This is a genomic window from Streptomyces sp. NPDC042371 (assembly GCF_056437465.1).
In genome coordinates, this window is sequence record NZ_JBWKAP010000026.1 from 1 (window position 1) to 16,214 (window position 16,214).

16 protein-coding genes are annotated in these 16,214 nt (G+C 68.8%); 4 read left to right on the forward strand and 12 right to left on the reverse strand.

Translation table 11 applies throughout. The features are described 5' to 3' along the window. Positions 1-155: 155 nt before the first annotated feature. The 9 genes from AC068B_RS40535 to AC068B_RS40575 form a co-directional block, all read right to left on the reverse strand. Positions 156-461 (reverse strand): hypothetical protein, encoded by a 306-nt coding sequence (locus tag AC068B_RS40535; RefSeq protein WP_478676467.1) that lies wholly within the window; start codon positions 459-461, stop codon positions 156-158. 25 nt (positions 462-486) lie between these two features. After that, the gene (locus AC068B_RS40540; RefSeq protein WP_478676468.1) at positions 487-756 is read right to left on the reverse strand and encodes a hypothetical protein; all 270 of its coding nucleotides are present in this window, start codon (positions 754-756) and stop codon (positions 487-489) included. 75 nt (positions 757-831) lie between these two features. Beyond that, positions 832-1,224, reverse strand: a complete 393-nt coding sequence (locus AC068B_RS40545) for a DUF3846 domain-containing protein (RefSeq protein WP_478676469.1) — start codon at positions 1,222-1,224, stop codon at positions 832-834. Positions 1,225-1,773: 549 nt separating this feature from the next. Further along, the gene (locus tag AC068B_RS40550; RefSeq protein WP_478676470.1) at positions 1,774-2,538 is read right to left on the reverse strand and encodes a hypothetical protein; all 765 of its coding nucleotides are present in this window, start codon (positions 2,536-2,538) and stop codon (positions 1,774-1,776) included. A 71-nt stretch (positions 2,539-2,609) separates the two neighbouring features. Further along, positions 2,610-3,023, reverse strand: coding sequence for a hypothetical protein (locus tag AC068B_RS40555; RefSeq protein ID WP_478676471.1), 414 nt, complete (start codon positions 3,021-3,023; stop codon positions 2,610-2,612). Positions 3,024-3,603: 580 nt separating this feature from the next. After that, entirely contained in the window at positions 3,604-4,467 is an 864-nt protein-coding gene (locus AC068B_RS40560) for a DUF6292 family protein (RefSeq protein WP_478676472.1), read from the reverse strand. 629 nt (positions 4,468-5,096) lie between these two features. Further along, positions 5,097-5,846 carry a MerR family transcriptional regulator gene (locus AC068B_RS40565; RefSeq protein WP_478676473.1) on the reverse strand — a complete coding sequence of 250 codons (750 nt, stop codon included), beginning with the start codon at positions 5,844-5,846 and terminating at the stop codon, positions 5,097-5,099. Then, the gene (locus AC068B_RS40570) at positions 5,846-10,684 is read right to left on the reverse strand and encodes a hypothetical protein (RefSeq protein ID WP_478676474.1); all 4,839 of its coding nucleotides are present in this window, start codon (positions 10,682-10,684) and stop codon (positions 5,846-5,848) included. The genes AC068B_RS40565 and AC068B_RS40570 overlap by 1 nt, the downstream gene beginning before the upstream one ends. A 272-nt stretch (positions 10,685-10,956) precedes the next feature. Next, complete coding sequence (locus AC068B_RS40575; RefSeq protein WP_478676475.1) at positions 10,957-11,265, reverse strand: hypothetical protein; 309 nt, start codon at positions 11,263-11,265, stop codon at positions 10,957-10,959. A 259-nt stretch (positions 11,266-11,524) separates the two neighbouring features. On the opposite strand from AC068B_RS40575, the gene AC068B_RS40580 reads away from it, so the two are divergent. Continuing rightward, on the forward strand, positions 11,525-12,250 hold the full coding sequence (locus tag AC068B_RS40580) for a hypothetical protein (RefSeq protein ID WP_478676476.1): 726 nt from the start codon (positions 11,525-11,527) through the stop codon (positions 12,248-12,250). A gap of 285 nt (positions 12,251-12,535) precedes the next feature. On the opposite strand, the gene AC068B_RS40585 is transcribed toward AC068B_RS40580, so the two are convergent. The 3 genes from AC068B_RS40585 to AC068B_RS40595 are packed head-to-tail and all read right to left on the reverse strand — an operon-like array spanning position 12,536 to position 13,781. Further along, positions 12,536-12,847, reverse strand: coding sequence for a hypothetical protein (locus tag AC068B_RS40585; protein ID WP_478676477.1), 312 nt, complete (start codon positions 12,845-12,847; stop codon positions 12,536-12,538). Continuing rightward, positions 12,844-13,326 carry a hypothetical protein gene (locus AC068B_RS40590; protein WP_478676478.1) on the reverse strand — a complete coding sequence of 161 codons (483 nt, stop codon included), beginning with the start codon at positions 13,324-13,326 and terminating at the stop codon, positions 12,844-12,846. Before AC068B_RS40590 ends, AC068B_RS40585 begins: the two co-directional genes overlap by 4 nt. Continuing rightward, positions 13,320-13,781, reverse strand: a complete 462-nt coding sequence (locus AC068B_RS40595; protein ID WP_478676479.1) for an ATP-binding protein — start codon at positions 13,779-13,781, stop codon at positions 13,320-13,322. The genes AC068B_RS40590 and AC068B_RS40595 overlap by 7 nt, the downstream gene beginning before the upstream one ends. A 292-nt stretch (positions 13,782-14,073) precedes the next feature. Here AC068B_RS40595 and AC068B_RS40600 point away from each other — a divergent pair, with 292 nt between their 5' ends. From AC068B_RS40600 to AC068B_RS40610, 3 genes are all read left to right on the forward strand, one after another. Then, positions 14,074-15,279, forward strand: a complete 1,206-nt coding sequence (locus tag AC068B_RS40600) for a transcriptional regulator (RefSeq protein ID WP_478676480.1) — start codon at positions 14,074-14,076, stop codon at positions 15,277-15,279. A 141-nt stretch (positions 15,280-15,420) separates the two neighbouring features. After that, positions 15,421-15,690 carry a hypothetical protein gene (locus AC068B_RS40605; RefSeq protein WP_478676481.1) on the forward strand — a complete coding sequence of 90 codons (270 nt, stop codon included), beginning with the start codon at positions 15,421-15,423 and terminating at the stop codon, positions 15,688-15,690. Then, positions 15,687-16,082, forward strand: a complete 396-nt coding sequence (locus AC068B_RS40610; RefSeq protein ID WP_478676482.1) for a hypothetical protein — start codon at positions 15,687-15,689, stop codon at positions 16,080-16,082. Before AC068B_RS40605 ends, AC068B_RS40610 begins: the two co-directional genes overlap by 4 nt. Positions 16,083-16,214 lie beyond the last annotated feature (132 nt).

The window sequence follows — 16,214 nt, forward strand, 5'->3', positions numbered from 1 at the left end:
CCGCTAGGCTTAATTCCTGCGCTTCGCGCAGGAAGCCAATAGCGGAATTCCGCTAAAGCGGAATTCAATTCCCGCCCCCTTCTTGGTTGTGGCAAAAAGGAGTTCCCTGAATCCGCTTTGCGGATTCAGGGAACTCCTTTCATGGGAGTGGAGGGTTAGGTGATGTCGCGAATAATTTCGGCGACGGTCTTTGCGGTGGCCTCAAGTTCTTCGAGGTTTTGCGGTGCGGTTTCGGATTCGAGGTAGACGGGTTCAATGGGGATGGGGCCGTCTACGTAAAGATCCCCTTCGTGGTCGATGCCGATGTGTACGGTGTCGCCGTGGGGAGTGTGGATCTGTCCAGTAGTGCCCCAGTAGCCAGATTCTGATCCCCATCGGTGGCCGAGGATTTTGGCGGCCTGGTGGGCGATGTCGGAGACGGCGTACGGGTACTCGGCGCCGGGGGCGGGGTGAGCGGTCATGTGTCTGTTCCTCCCTGGTGGCTTGCTAGGCGTAGAAGATGTCGCACTGCGCGTGGCCGATTACTGACTTTGAGAAGTCGCCCCGTAGGGCGGTCGTCACGAATGCCCCGTCGTCGCCCTGCCAAAGGGTGCTAGGCGTGTGGATCTCGCCGAGTTGTGGGTAATGGGCGAGGGTCGCTTCTGCTCCTCTGAGGAGGGCGGTGTCGTAATCGGGGCTTTCGACGACGATGATGAATCGGTCGTCGAGAAGGGCCATCACTTCGTCGACCCAGTCACAGATGAGTGTGAACTGCATTTGACTTCCCTTCCTTTAGTGAGGGCCCCGGGGCCTCGGGTGGGGCTAGGCCCCGGGGCGGGAGGTGAGGGTGAGTCAGTTGGTGGCGGTGCGCTGTGTGGGAACCTCGGCGTCCAGCACGAGCAGGTGGGTCTCGATGAGGGCCAGCGCGCGGTCCTTGCCGAGCCCTTGGGTGATGCCCTGGTAGTCGGGCGCGCCAGTGAAGAGGGCGGTGCCGTGGTAGCCCTGGTAGATGGGCTGAAGGGTGGCGCAGACGCGGGTCGCGGGCCGGTTGTAGGGCAGGGTGAGCGGCTTCGAGGAGAGCCACATGGTGAGGTCGGGGAGGTCGACGGGGTGTACGAGGGTGCAGCCGATGGCCTGGGATGCGGTCTGCATCTGGTTGGGGGTGCCTTCGGGCCACTCGATGATCTCGAACTCGCCGGTCGGCTTGATGATCACGGCGAAGCTGTTGGTGGTCTCGTCGAACATGGGTGTCCCCTTTGGGGTTGGTGGTGATCTTGGTTTGTCGGTGGGCTGCCACTGCCTTCCGACATGTAAAACAGTATCGGGTTTCCGTCACAAATGTGGGGAGACACGCGATCTTTGGGGGCCCTTTTTTCTGGCCGGTAGGCCGGTAGGCCATGGGGGGTCTGGTGGGGCGTTGTTGCTGGTCAGGGCGTGGTTTTCGGGGTGGCCTACTGGCCTACCGGGGTGGCGGGGGTGGCGCCGCACCCTCGCCGCGCGGCCTCCCGGGAGGGAGGCCGGTCCGGCAGCGCGGAGCGCACGGGCGGGCGCGGAGCGGCCGCGCGGGTGCCGGACTGCGTGAGGGCGCGGAGCGGCCGGTCCGTCTGGCGCGGAGCGTCGGGCGGCACGCGGGTGGGCGCGGAGCGGCCGCCCTTGGCGCGGCGGGGTGCGGCGCCACCCCCGCCACCCCGGAGTGAGTGCTGCTCCCAACTCCGTTGTGCTGCGCCGGAGTTGATGCTGCTCCCCCACCACCCGCCGAGACGGCAGAGTCAACTGCCGTCCCGGCGGGGCGTGTTATGCCTTCGGGGTGCCGCTGAGCTCCCTGAGGGCCTTGGCGCGGGCGGCGGCCGCGGGGCAGGGTCCGAGCAGCCGGGTGAGGTGGATGAGCAGCCCTTGGCCGTCATTGATGCGGCGGCTGTAGGTGAGCAGCCCCAGCAGCTCGGCAGCCTCGTCGGTTGTGGTCGGGTGCGCGAACACGCAGTGGCAGGCGGCGGCGGGCTCGCGGGTGAGGTCGCTGATCATCTTGGCGTGCTCGTCGATGGGGATGCAGCCCTTGTGCCGGATCTTGGGGCGCGGCGTGCGGTCCTGGTTGCGGCCCCTGAGGTGGGACCAGAAGCGGTCGCCCTGCCAGCCGCACAGAAGGCACTGCATGCGCCAGCGGTTGTCGGCTCCGGGGTAGCCCTCCAGCGGCTTCCAGGCGAGCTCGGCGAGGCGCGCCAGCGCGGTAGAGGCCGATGCGATGTTGCGGGGGGTGGGCCGCAGTCGCGGATGGAGCAGGTGGGGGTGACTGGGCCGTGCGGTGGTCTGCGGCGTCGGCGTGGTCTTGATCGGCTCCGGGGGTGCGGTGCCGTCGGACAGGGCGACGAGGTGGGCGGCGGCCGCGTCGCGGGTGGGGTGCTGGGTGGTGGTGTGGCCGAAGGAGACGGCGTGCCAGTCCCCATGCCAGCGGTAGATGCGGCCGAGGTGCGCGCCGTCGAGGGTGGTGACGCGGCGGCTGCACGACTCGTCGCTGGGGCCGATGGAGTAGGGGGGCTTGGTGGGTTCGGTGGTGGAGGTCACGGTGGCGCCTTTCGTGGTGGGGGCGTGACGCGGGAGGGCGGCCGCGCTGGCGGCAGCCGCCCTGGAGGGCGTCAGGCGTCCGAGGAAAGGCACCCGCGAACTGCGCTGCCGTAGAGGACGTGGGAGATCTCGCGGAGCGTGTGGAGGATCGTGAGCGCGCTGTCGCGGGGGATGGCGGGGGCGGTGTCGCTCTCGTTGCTGTCGCCGGTGATGAGGGCGGTCCCCCGGATGTCGAACCCGGGGTGCCCGTAGTAGCAGGCGAGGAAGGATGCCACCGGGTTGCGGGCCTGGTCGCTGGCCGGTTGGTGGTGCAGCTCGACGCCGTCGATGAGCGGCAGCGTGTTGTACGGGGCGTCACCCGAGAGGGCGTGGTCGAGGTCGACAGTGCGGGCGGGGTCGGCGGTGAGCTGCTCGACGAGGAGGCCGTTGGGCTCGATCCTCACCGTGAGGGAGAGCTCGAAACGGTGGGTGGGTGCAGAGGTCATGGGTGTCCCCTTTGGGGTTGGTGGTGATCTTGGTTTGTCGGTGGGCTGCCACTGCCTTCCGACATGTAAAACAGTATCGGGTTTCCGTCACAAATGTGGGGAGACACGCGATCTTTGGGGGCCCTTTTTTCTGGCCGGTAGGCCGGTAGGCCATGGGGGGTCTGGTGGGGCGTTGTTGCTGGTCAGGGCGTGGTTTTCGGGGTGGCCTACTGGCCTACCGGGGTGGCGGGGGTGGCGCCGCACCCTCGCCGCGCGGCCTCCCGGGAGGGAGGCCGGTCCGGCAGCGCGGAGCGCACGGGCGGGCGCGGAGCGGCCGCGCGGGTGCCGGACTGCGTGAGGGCGCGGAGCGGCCGGTCCGTCTGGCGCGGAGCGTCGGGCGGCACGCGGGTGGGCGCGGAGCGGCCGCCCTTGGCGCGGCGGGGTGCGGCGCCACCCCCGCCACCCCGGAGTGAGTGCTGCTCCCAACTCCGTTGTGCTGCGCCGGAGTTGATGCTGCTCCCCCACCACCCGCCGAGACGGGAAATGGCTGTGGTCTCCCGCTGGCGGCGGGAGACCACGGTGCTGCTGGACGTCGGGTGGGTCAGGTTCGGCGACTGCTCACCGCGGCCACGACGTCGGCGGGTTCAGGCCGGATGCCTGAGGCCAAGTAGCGGATGCCGGTGCCGGTGGGGGGCTGCTGCTCCCTGCCCAGGCGGACGGTGGCGGGAGCGGTGCGCCAGCCGTATCGCTCGTCCCAGACGAGCGCGGCGTCCCGCGCCTCGTCACCCAGGCGGATGACGGCGGCGCAGGCGGCCCCGGGGCGTACCTGTGGACCGGAATGGTCGAGGACGGGCACACCGGCCTGCTGGAGGGCGCTCAGGACCGCCTCGACGTAGGGGGCGGCTGCCGCTGCCCGCTGCTGCGCGCGGGCTGTTGCCAGCGCATGGCGGGCCGCGCGCAGATGGAAGCCCAGTCGCTCGGCGACCTGCCGATCCGTCAGCTCTTCCCCCGACGACTCCAGCAGGTCCCGTACCCGCTGCGCCCGGAGGGCGGTCAGTGCGCGCTGGGCGGTGTCAGGATGGACCCCGAGCTCGTCGGCGGCCTGGTCGGCGGTGATGTCCGGGCGGCGGTCCAGGAGCAGGGCGGCCCGGGGGGCGAGCTCCTCGCGGGGCATCAGGTCTCCGGTGCCCCGGGGGCGGCCCCCACCGGCCCCCTCTCCAGGCCGGTTGGCCTTCCACGTGGTGACTGCCGACCGGGGCCAGTGCGGGACCGACTTGACCGTCACCATGGCGTTCTTGAGGGCGGGATCCTCCCGGTAGGTCTCCCACGAGCGCGGCGAGACGCCGACGAGCTCGGCGACCTCGTTGGCGTCGAGGAGATCGTCAGGCGAGTTGGCGCCCGGCAGAACAGGGACGGGATCGCCGCGGAGGAACGCGTCGTGCTGCTCGCTGTCGAAGAGCAGCACCCTGGCGTGCTCCGAGCTGATGGGCGCAGGGTGTCCGGGGCGTCTGTGCAGGCCTTGATTCTTGAATGTGCCCAGGGACTTGCCGGCCGCTTGGGCGACTTCGGAAAGGGTGCGCACCAGTTCTTTGCGCCCGGCACGGATCATTGAAATGCCTTCCGGTGAGGGGGACTTGTGGGCCGGGGAGGCTGGAGAGGCATGGGCCTCCTTGCCGGGCGACCGCCGAGGAAAACGGTACGAAAAACGGTATCGGGCTTTGGTCACGCAGGGCAAGGGGGCGCGCGGCCGGGCCACGGGTGTCGGTGGCCGTCCGTATCGGGGAGGGAACACCGATAGAGTGGCGAGGAGATCTCCCTTACGGGGTTTGATCTTGGTTTGGCCGGTGCCCGTGCCACCCGCTTCGGCGGACTGAGGGCACCGGCCTTCTTCGTGCCCGTACGGCGGTGGCCGCCCCCGGGCACCGGGGACGGCCACCGCGCGCTGCTGTCTCAGGCGTCCTCGTCGCACTCGTGATCCGATGCGACGTAGCACTCATCCTCGAACTGCCCGTCGCCGCGCGCCCCGCAGTCGCCGCACTCCCACTCTCCGGACCAGCTCACAGCCGTCATGTCTGTTCTCCTTCTTTCCGCGTGTCAGTACTGGTCGGGGTCGGGGAAGACACCGCCATGGCCCGGGTTGAACTCGCCGATGCTCATCGAGCGGACCTCGTTGAACTGCCAGCCGGTGCCGGGTGCGTAGTGCTCCCCGAAGGCCTCGGACAGCTTGCTCATCGCTGCGGCGTCGTCGCCGTTGAGGAATGCGGTGGTCGGTTCGGCCATGACGTCGTCGCGGAAGTTCATGTTGATGTCCCGCCACCGCTCGTCTTTACGACGGCCGGTGTCGATGACGACCTTCGCGGCCATCTGCAGATGCGCCCCGCTGTTGGACATGCGGGCCGCGCGCCGGGAGCTCATGGCGCTCTGGCGGGCCTTGGGCGAGGCGACGACGCCCCGGTGCAGCTTGGCCTTGTTGCCGCGCGGTTTCTGGCTGGCGACGTGCTTCTGCTGCGCCGCGCCGGTGAGCTTGTCGATGTGTTCGGCCTGGCGTTTGCCTGGAGTGAGGCCGCGGCGCTCATTGCGCAGCCAGTCCTTGATGGTGCGCGGCTTGACGCCCGCCGCGCGGGCGGCCTCGTCGACGCTGCCCATCTCCTTGATGGCCTGGTCGACGGTCTTGGGCAGCGCCTTGTCCTCGTCGCGCAGCCACTCCTTGATGGTGCGCGGGGTGACGCCTGCGATGCGGGCGGCGTCATCGACGCCGACGAGGCCGACGCGCTCGCGGATGGTGTCGGGGAGTTTCCCGATCCAGGCCCGCCAGAAGACTTCGCCCTGGTTGCGGATCGCCATCAGACCTCACCCCACTCTTCGGCCGGGGTGAACGCGCTCGCGGTGGGGAACCACCGCTTTCCGGGACGCAGATGGGCGAAGATCTCCTCGGCGTGCGCGGCGCCTTCCGGCTTGAAGTTTCCGAGATCCTTCTCCATCTTCAGGCCGGGCACGGCGGTGTAGAAGTCGGGGTCGTCGGTGACGTACGCGAGCATGTCGGTCTTCACCGCGATCGGCCACAGGTTGTGGGCCTCGCCCACCCGCATGATGGTGCGCGTCAGGTTGGCCTGCTGGGCTGCCAGCGCGGCCTGCTGCACGTTGGGAAGGAACGTGTCGGAGTCTTGGGTGCCGAACTCCGGCTTCCCGCGCAGATGATCACTGTTGAACAGGCCGATGCTGTTGGTGTACACGTCCTTGAAGGTCGCGGCGACCATCTCGTCAGCGCCGGGCGCGAGAGCCTTTCGGGAGCTGGCGAGCTGGCGGTACCAGGACTCCAGCATCCGGTAGTGGTCCGGCCACACCCATGCCTCAACGACCTCGATGTCGGCCTTGAGGTCCTTGTGCGCGTAGGCGAGCGTCGGCGTCTGGTACCAGCGCGGGCTGCCGTCGTCCTTGCGCGGCCCGAACGGGTCGAAGGTTCCCCAGTGCTCCCACTTGGGGGCGCGGGCCAGCCACAGACCCGGCAGGTTCGGGTCGAACTTGGCGTTCTCGCGGTGCTCGCAGCGGCCGCGGCCGACCTGCAGAGAACCGCACACGGACAGGTAGGAGGCGCGCGCGTCGAAGAGCAGCACGAACTTCTTGCGCAGTTCTTCCTTGGTGGGCTGGCGGTCCCACACCTTGGCCACGTACATATTGCGCCGTTCCATCAGGACCGGCGGCATCTCCACACGCTCCAGCGGGGCGGCGCGGCGGCCCTTCTTGGGGCGGGTGGCGCGCAGCAGCTCGTGCCCGGTGACGCCCGGAGTGGTGCGGTAGGTGATGCCGATCGTGTCGGCGAGCTGCTGGAGGCGCTGGGCGAGCAGCGCGGGCTCCGGTGCGTCCTCGAGGAAGCGGGTGGTGAGCGCGATGTGCGGGACGACGACGAGCTGCGCGCTGAGGTTGCGGCCGCCGCCGGGGCGCTCGCGCCAAATGCGGGTGGGAGAGCCCCACTTGTTCACGTTCCAGCCCGCCTCGCGGGCGCGGGCAAGGAAGGGGTGGTCGACGTGCTCGGCGAGGAAGGCGCGCCGCTCATCGGCCGGGCCGTCCTCGGGGACGGGCAGCGCGAGCGCCTCGGTGAGCTCGGTGCTGATGTAGATCTGCCCGTCGTCCGGGCGCCACTTCTTGGAGGGGCCGGAGCCGCGCGCCGCGCCTCCGTGGCCCAGGCCGAGCTCGTCGACGAGCTCGGCGAGGCGTCCGGCGTGCAGCTCGTCGAGGGGCGGGAGCGGCACAACGGTGCCGTCGGGCAGGTGCAGGCCGTCGGTGTGGGCGACGGCGGCCGCCGCCCGCCACGGGGTGGTCGCCGCAGAGGGTGCATCGTCCTCGCCGTGGTCGGGTGAGCCGTCGTCGGGGCCGTCGAGCAGCTCGTCGAGGGGCGGCGCATCCGCCCCCGACCGTACGGCGGTCACGTCCTGGTGCTCGACGTCGTCCCCGTCGAGGCCGGAGGGCACCGGCTCTTGGACGACTTCGGGCTCGGGCAGGGTGACGGCGTCGTCAACGGTTTGCCGGGCAGGGGGGGGCGACTGCCCGACCGTGGCCTCCGCTGGCACCGGGGCAGTGAGGGCGGTGGCGGCCGCGGGCTTGGGTGAAGTTGCCTTCTGCGCAGGGGTGTTGGCCTGCGCAGGGGCGGGGGCCGGGGTGAGGGCGGAGAGGTCGAAGAGCGGGTCGGCCTGCGGGGTCGGCGGTACGGGAGGGCGCTCAGGACCCGGCTCCTGTCCGGGGCCGTCGTCGCCGTCGTTGAGATCCAGGGCGGAGGCGGGCATGTCCCACACTCGGCGGCGGCCGCCGGGCATCGCACGGCGGGCCTTGACCCACCTGCCGTTCTTCGCGGTCTCGTACTCCACCTCAATGATCTTTGCCTGGCGCAGTGCCTCGGTCAGCACGTTGGCCGTGGTGGTGAACGTCTCCTGCAGCTCGGCGGCCATGCGCAGGGCGATACGGGTGGCCTGCTGGTGGTCGAGCCAGACCCGTTCCTCTTGCGTGCCGTCCGCGCGGGTGACGGTGGTGACCACACCGAGCAGTACGCCACCGGCACGCAGCACCGGGCGGCTTGGGTTGGCGGGATCTTCGGCGGAGTTGTCTCCGACACTCCAGCCGTAGCGCAGCGCGGTGTCAGGGTTGGCCGGGCACTTCCCGTCCGGGCCCACGAGGTAGGCGTGCCGCCCGTTGAACGCGGTGGTGAGGTAGCCGAGCAGTCGCTTGTGCATGGTCTGGTTCTCCAGCAGGTTGCGCTCGCGGTCGCAGGCGTCGAGCAGCGCGGACCAAGCGCGCGCCCACCAGTCTGCCGCTTCCTCGGCGCTCGCGGCGCCGACTTCCGTCAGGTAGCGCAGCAGCATGTGCCAGCCGGTCGCGAACTGGCCCAGGTGTTCGGCGGGCCGGTCGCCGCAGTAGGGGCGCAGTTGCGAGGCGTAGGAGTTGGCGAGCGTGCGGACGGTGGCGCAGTGCGCTTCGTAGTCGCAGGCGATCCATCGGATGTAGGACGCGGTGAGCAGCGCGCAGCGGCGGGCGAACTCCGGGTCGGACAGCCGCGCGAGCTCATCGATGTCGATCTCCGCGCGGGACATCTGGATCGTGAGCATGCGCTGCTGAGCGGACTCGGTGGACGCGAGCACCTCGGAGGTCTGGATCAGGGAGCCGCGCGGACCGCGCTGGTCGTCGAGCTCCAGCTCGCCGTCGACCTGCTTCAGCCTGACGCGGCCTTCTCCGTTGTACTGGGTGCGGCCCATGCGGGAGGTGCGTACCGAGGCGTCCTTCACGGAGCGGTCCGGCGCGGAGTCGTCGCCCATCACGAGGGCGTCCTTCATCCGGTAGAGCACCTCCGTGGTGCCCAACTGGGTGGAGCCGGTGTCACTGATGGACAACAGGCTCTCGTTGCGGTCGAGTTCGGGCGCGAAGAGCCGTAGCACCAGCGTGCCCACGCCCGTTTTCCCGGAGCCGGGCAGGCCGGTGAGGCAGATCGAGCTGGGGCAGCGGAAGTAGGGCGCGCGAAAGGCGAGTCCGAGCATGGCCACGGTGGCGTACTCGGGGGTGTGGGCGGGGATGGAGAGGGCGGCCAGGGCGGCCTGCCGGACCTGGGCCGGGTCGGCGCTGGGTCTGGGCAGTCCCATCAGGGACAGGCGGCCGGGGAAGCGGGTGCGCACGGGCACGTGCCCGTGCGCGGTGATCCCGCCGTCGGCGTGCACGTACATCCGCTGTCCGGCCTCGGTACGGCGCCACCCGGTGGCGGCGTAGACCGGGACGCGCTCGGCCTCGCTGCTCACGGCGTTGATGGCGGTGGCGATCTGCGCGATGGCGGTGCGGGTGCGGCGGAAGAAGACGTTGGGCCAGGGCAGGTCGTGCAGCCAGGACCCATCGTCGAAGGCCTTCCGGCTCACCCGCATGAGCACGGGCTGATCCAAGTGCTTGGGGTGGATGAGCTCCAGGACGTAGCCGGTGGTGGGGCGCTGCTCGATGACCTCGTCGTCCTCCTGGCCGTCGTCGTCCTCGGGGCGGGCGGAGGGTCTGGCGGGGCGGTCGGCGTCGGCATCCCCGACGTCGCGGGTCTCGATGCGCACGATGTGCGCCGCGCAGCCGAGCACGGTGTCGAAGGTGGTCTCGATCTGGGGGAGGCCGTCCTCGTCCTGGCCGATCTGCTTGCGCAGTACGCGGACCAGCTCGCCATGCCGGACCGTGTACTCGTCACGCCGGTTGGGCCGCCCGTCGTCGCCGGGGATTGGCTCGCCCTCGACGCGGACCGGCGCGGGCGCGGCCGCGGTGGGGTGGGTGAGGATCTGCGCGTCGTCGAGGTCGGGCACGGCCACCAGGTCCTCGACGGTGAGGCCTGCGGCGACGTGGTCGTCCAGGTCGGCGCCCTTGGACTCGATGGGCGTCTGCAGCACGCGGACCGAGGCGGCATCGGCGAGCAGAGCGTCTCTGGCCTCGCGGGCGGCCTTGTATCCGGGCTCGTCGCGGTCGGCGAGGACGACGACGTGCTGCCCGGCGAGCAGCACGGTGTGGTCGGGGTTCCAGCGGGAGCTCGCACTGCCCGGCTTGGTCGTGGCGAGCAGGCCGAGGGACTCGGCGGCCGCGACGACCTTCTCCCCCTCCCCCAGGTAGACCGTGGACCCCTTGGGCGCGGCAGCCAGTTCCGGGGCGCGGTACAGCGGCGGCGCCTCCGGCATCTTCCGCTCAGTACCGAGCCCGTCCGCGCTGGTCCGCTCCCAAGAGATCCGCTTGCCCGGCTTTGCGCCGTCGGCCCGGCACGTGGGGCACCCGGTGCACTCGCGGCGGATCTTGTGCCCGACGAGGACACCGTCGACGTCCGCGTACGCGTAGCGGTCCACCTCGGCGTAGCGGCCGGTACAGGACGGCTTGGGGTCCTTCTTCTGGGTGGCCTTCGACAGCGTGCCCGCCTTGACGTCGCGTCCGCTGCGGGCGCGCGGGATCGCCCGCCAACTCGTCTTGCGATCCTCGGGCATCGGGTCGTCGTAGAGGTCCGAGAGCTCCAGGCCGACAGCGCTGACGACGTCCTGAGTGGCACACCCGGCGTGGCAGTACACGACGGTCTTGCGGTCGGCTGGCTTGTAGTCGACGGCGAGGGACGGCTCCACATCGTCGTGGAACGGGCATGTCGCCTTGACCTTGTGCTGTCGCTGCGTCGCGATGCGTGATCCCGCAGCGGTCAATGCGGAAACAAATCGGTCGTATGACCCGGCACTCTCGGCGTACGAGGCAGTCATTGCTACTCTCACAATGTTGGGCAGACGCGCACCCGGCCGGTTGCTACCCGGCCGAACACATGCCTTTCGTGGTGATTGGGCGGACGACCTGCTTGCTAAAGGCGGATCGTCATCGGTGTGCGGTCAGCTGGATGCGAGGTCTCCGGGTGGTGCCGGGGGCCTCGCATTTTTTGTGCGGGCCCACTCACATCACGGGCTGTCCGCGATGAGTCAGGGGTTCATGCGACGGAGAGCTCCCCACTGGCCTGTGCCGAATTACGGCCACGACGGCGCCGCCACGTACGGCCAGAGTCACGGGACTCCAGCTTCTCCCGACGGATCTGGGCGATCTCGGCGGCCACGCGCTGTGCGAACTCCTCGTCGGAGGCGTGCAGGCGGAGCATGGCCCGCATGAGGTCGGTGGTGGACGCGGCAGTGAGCACGCGTGCCTCCTCGAGGAATTCGTACTCGCGTGGCGGCAGGTCGGCCGTTGCCCGAGAGGTTTCCCGCTTCGCGGGTTGCTGCTCTTCGACCTTGTCCTGGTCCATCTCACGACCCCCAACTTTTTACTGACGTAAGCCTGAAGGCTAGCGGTGTGGAGTCGATCATAGGGACTCCCTTGCCGCGTGTCGCCACCCGTGTTTGAAATGGCGTCACCATTCTCACCAGGCCCCGAACATCACGGAAGTCCCAAAGGTGCGGGTCTCCCGCAGGGCGGACGAGATGATGTGATCCTCCCGGCGGACGGGCAGACATCCCACACCGCGGAACACCGCAGACGGTCAACTGAGCCCTGGGGGCACCGAGATGAGTACGCCGATGGTGACGATCGCGCTGGCTTCGGACGGCCGGAGCTGGGTCGACGGCACAGAGATGAATGCAGAGGGCGGCGGGCTCGACGACGCGCGCGCGGCCGCCGTGGAACACGTCGCCCAGATCGCACGACAGCGGCGCAGGCCGGTTCGCGTCGAGGCGACGGACCCGGACGGAGCCGTCTGGCACTTCGTCGTAGACCCGGAGCACGGAGTACTCGAACCGGATGCCGCTCAGGAGCTGCCAGACGATCCTGACGCCAAAGCCGTTGCTGCCGCGTACGCGCAGGACGTGGCGGCGGTGAACCAGGCACTGGACGACGACCTCGGCATGGTGGCGACGCGGCGGGCCCGCGACCTGGAGGACGAGGTCGTCGCGCGTCATGGCAGCGCCCACCCGTACGTGTGGCGGACGAAGGAGCTGCGGGCCCACACCGCCTACCGCGTCGGCCTGGCGGGTATGGCCTGTGAGCTCTACCTCGAAGCCGCCCGCGGCTGGCGAGAGTTGGGCAGCGACGCGTACTGGGGTGCGATCCACCGTGCCTACGCGATGTGGCACCACACTCAGGAGGTCGAGGGACGCGTTGTGTGGCTCGGCGAGCAGCTCGTCGACGAGCTGCGTATCAGCGCCACCATGCCAGGCGGAACGAAGGCGGCTGGCACTTTGCGGGCCGTGCTGCACCGTATCGACGAGGTGCGCATGGAGGGATTCGCTAGTTGACAGTCGAGGCACGCAAGTACGCCCCTGTTCCTGGTCGTGTGTTGGGCAGACGCGGAGCAGGGGCGTACGTGTGCGCACCGGGGCGGCTGCCCGGCGTCAGCGGATGGTGGTCCGCTGACGAGGGACCCCCGGCTCGGTCGTGTGTTGGGCAGACGCGGAGCCGGGGATCACCCGGTGGTGCGGGGGTCGGTCTCGGATGCGGTGAAGGGGCAGACCGACCCCCGCTCAACAAGCTCCCGACCGCCGGAGGGTTCAGGCCGGGCGGGAGCCGTCTGGGCCCTCGCTTCAGGTGAGAGCGTCGGGTACAGAAGGGGAGTCTGCGGCGCGGCTGAGGAAGCGGCGGAGGGCACTGTCGTCTGCCTGATTGATGTGACGCCGGGCATGGCCCAGGGCCCGATACATGCGGTCGAGCAGCTCGTCGGCCTCAGCTAACTGGGCCAGAGGGTCAGACGCGGTGGGCTCCCACTGGCCCGCCGGGGCGCAGGCGGTGAGGAGCGTCGACAGCTCGCTGGTCGTCATGCTCACCGCGTCGCGGATCTGGCTGAGCTCGTCGCCCGTGTAGTCGTCCGCTCTCAGGTGGTCGGGCCGCCGTCTCATGATTCTCCTTCGCTGGCTTGGTGCCGTGCCTTACCGAGCACCAGGCGGTCGTGTACGGCGTGAGTGGACAGGTAGGTGCTGATCTCCGCGCGCTCAGCTGTCGGTTCCAGGGGATCAAGGCCGACAACGATGGCCATAGGTCCCCCGCTACGGACGAAATCAGCCCAGTCGGGGTTAGGGATCGACAGACAGAACGTGAGTGAGCCCAGGCTGAGCACCAGTTGGTCGGTCACAGTGATCAGTCGAGTGCTGACGTCCGGCATGATCGAGCTGGGAGGGGCAAGGCCAAGCGCAGCAGCCAGCCCTCGCATCCGAGCCTCGACGTACGAGGAATCGTCACCGACCCCAGTCGGAGGATGCGTGATCAAGAGGAACGCGACATGGCCGCTCGGTGTGTCCTCGATCCATTGAGCGGCTGATACCGAGGTGAGCAGCGCGACAGTGGGGCTGATCCGCGGTCCGTCGGACTTCGTCAGCATGGGCTGGCCTCCGACGCTGAGATCAGGAACTCGCTCCATACGACCTTGCCGCTGATCCGCGGCTCCACCCCCCAGTCATCTGAGACCTCGTCGACGAGCAGCAGTCCTCGGCCCTCCCCTGCGAGCAGCGACTGCTCGGGGGACCTCGGCATGCGCTCCGAGCGGTCATGGACCTCGATACGCATGCAGCGCCCGGCGTTCTGGAGCGCTACACAGACCAGGAACGAATCGTCGTGAGAACTGCCGTGGGTCAGGGCGTTCGTCGCCAACTCGGATGCGCACAACACGAGTTCCTCGGCGCGCTCAGAGATCCCCCAGTGGGCAAGAACCTCTGAAACGAAGGCGCGAGTGGCCTTGGCAGAAACTGCAAGGGAGGGGAACGACATGGCCACCCGGCAGCACTCAGCAGGTTCCGGAGCAATCACGTTCGCGATGCCATCGGTGCCGTTCGGCATTGCTCCTCACCTACTCCCGATCAAGGTCTGTTCAGCCCTCAGACAACCGCCAACTTCCGCCCGGCGGTACCTTGGTAGGGGGTGTTGAAGGGTGTTGAATCCCCATCCCGCGCGGAAGGGCAAGGACCTGAATGTGAAGAGGACGCCAAACGACCACCTGGCGCACTGGCTCGTGAGATCCGGACTCAGCAATTCGGAGCTCGCGCGCAGAGTCTGCGCCGCAGGTCAGGCCTGTGGAGAGGCGCATATTTCGTCTGACGCATCGAGCGTCCGAAGGTGGCTCAAGGGCGAGATGCCGCGCTCACCCCTGCCACAGATCCTCGCCGACATCTTCTCTGGTGAAGTCGGTTACCGCGTGACGACGTACGACCTGGGGTTCGGGGACAGTCCGATCGTCGACAACTCGCTGCTCTACAACGCCTCGTACGAGATTACGGTGGAGACAGTTGCCGACCTGGGGAGAGCCGACGTGGACCGACGAACATTCCTAGCCGCCGCGCCCTTCACTGCTGTCGCGGCAGTGGGACCAGCTCGTGACTGGCTGCTCGACACCTTGGACCAGGAGCCGGAGCCTGGGCCGCGGGTTCGCCTGGAAGACGTCACGGCCGTGAAGAACATGTTCGGCACTTTCCAGGAGATGGACGTGCTGCAGGGTGGGGGCACCGGCCGACACACGCTCGCGACGTACATGAACGTGCACATCTACCCGTTGCTGCGTCGAACACATCCCGACAGCAGCGACCCGGTGCGCTCTGCGCTGTGCGAGGCCGTAGCAGAGCAGACGTACCTTTTGGGTTGGATGGCATATGACGATGGCGAGCATGCCCTGGCGCAGCGCTACCTCGTCCAGTCCCTGCGCATGGCCCGCGAGTCGCGCAACGCGGCTCTGGGTGCTCATGTGCTCGCTGGCATGGCCGACCAGGCCACGCTCTTGGGAGAGCCAGCAGAAGGGCGTCGCCTGGCCCAGTCAGGGCGCGCTGGCCTGGCAAAGGCTAACTCGCCAGCTTGCCTGGCTGACCTCTACTGCTTGGAGGCTCGCGCCCTGGCCCGGCTTGGCGACAAGCGGGCCGCAGCCCAAGCGGTCGCCAAGTCCCAGGCTGCTTTTGAACGCGTGCGTCCCGAGGACGAACAGGAATGGGCGCAGTTCATCGACGGCGCGTACCTCAACGGCGAGTACGCCAACGTCTTCCGAGACATCGAAGACGCCGGGCAGGCGGAAGTGCACGCCCGGGAGTCCATTGCCCATGCCCAACGCCAGCAGAGGGCGCGCCGCGGCGCCATGTCGCAGGCCGTCCTCGCCGTCTCACATCTCCAGCGTGGCGACCTCGAAGCGGCACACGCGGCAGGCGTACGGACCCTGGCCTTGTCACGGCAGGTCAAGAGCTCCCGCTGCGTGGAAGCGGTCAAGGATCTTCAGCAGCGGATGACCCCCTTCGGCAACGATCGCCTGGTGGCGGACTTCAACGAACGTGCCAAGGAGCTCGTCACGGCGGCGTGAAGCGGCAAGATGGATGAGGGCCCCCGACGTTCACGGCGGGGGCCCTCATCCATGGACGGGGTCGCCGGACCTTATGCGGGGGCGGGCAGTACGTCGCACGAAGCTCTGCCTACGATCTGCATACGGTCGTATGCTGGCCGCATGGCCAAGGAACGCATCACCATCACGCTTGAGAGCGAGAGCGTCGCCGCTATGCGCAAGCTGCAGGACGCCGGGCGGATCGAGTCTGTCTCGGCGTACGTCTCGGACTCGGTGGAGGCGAATCTCGCCCGTCAGGAACGTGCTGAGCGCATCATCAGGCACTGGGCAGACGATGCCCGGACCTCCGACCCCGAAGAGTGGGCGAGGGCCTTTGAGTGGGCCCGCAGGACTGCGCACAAGGGCGAGACGGACCAGGACGCCGTTGCATGATCGGCGGATACATCCTCGATGCGACAGCTGTGCGACAGCTTGCCCAGGGCGGCCCGTACATGGTGGCCAGGGTCTTCTACGCAGTGGAAGCGGTACAGGCTCTGTACGTGCCGACGACTGCGCTCGCGGTCGGCCTGGTCGGCTTCGACCTCGGTGCTCCCCGACGTGAACAGGTTGAACACGCCCTGGATGCACCAGCGTTCAGCATCCATGACCTTGATCGGCCCACGGCACTCGCGGTCGCTGAGCTCGCGACAATGGCTCAGGTCGACATCGGCACGGCTCACGCTGCCCACCTCGCGCTTCGACGGCCGGGCCTGCCTGTGCTCACCACCCGGCCAGCAGAACTGCACAAGGTCAGCCAGTCCATCGAGGTCGAGGAGCTCCCTTAGCCGACCAAGATCATTCTTGCCCAATTGGGCAAGAATGATCTTGGTCGGCATCGGGTCGTGCGGTCGGCTGGGTCAGGCCGCGAGGTGCACGCGCGGGGAGAATTGGGGTGCGCTGCGCAGAACTCGCGGGTG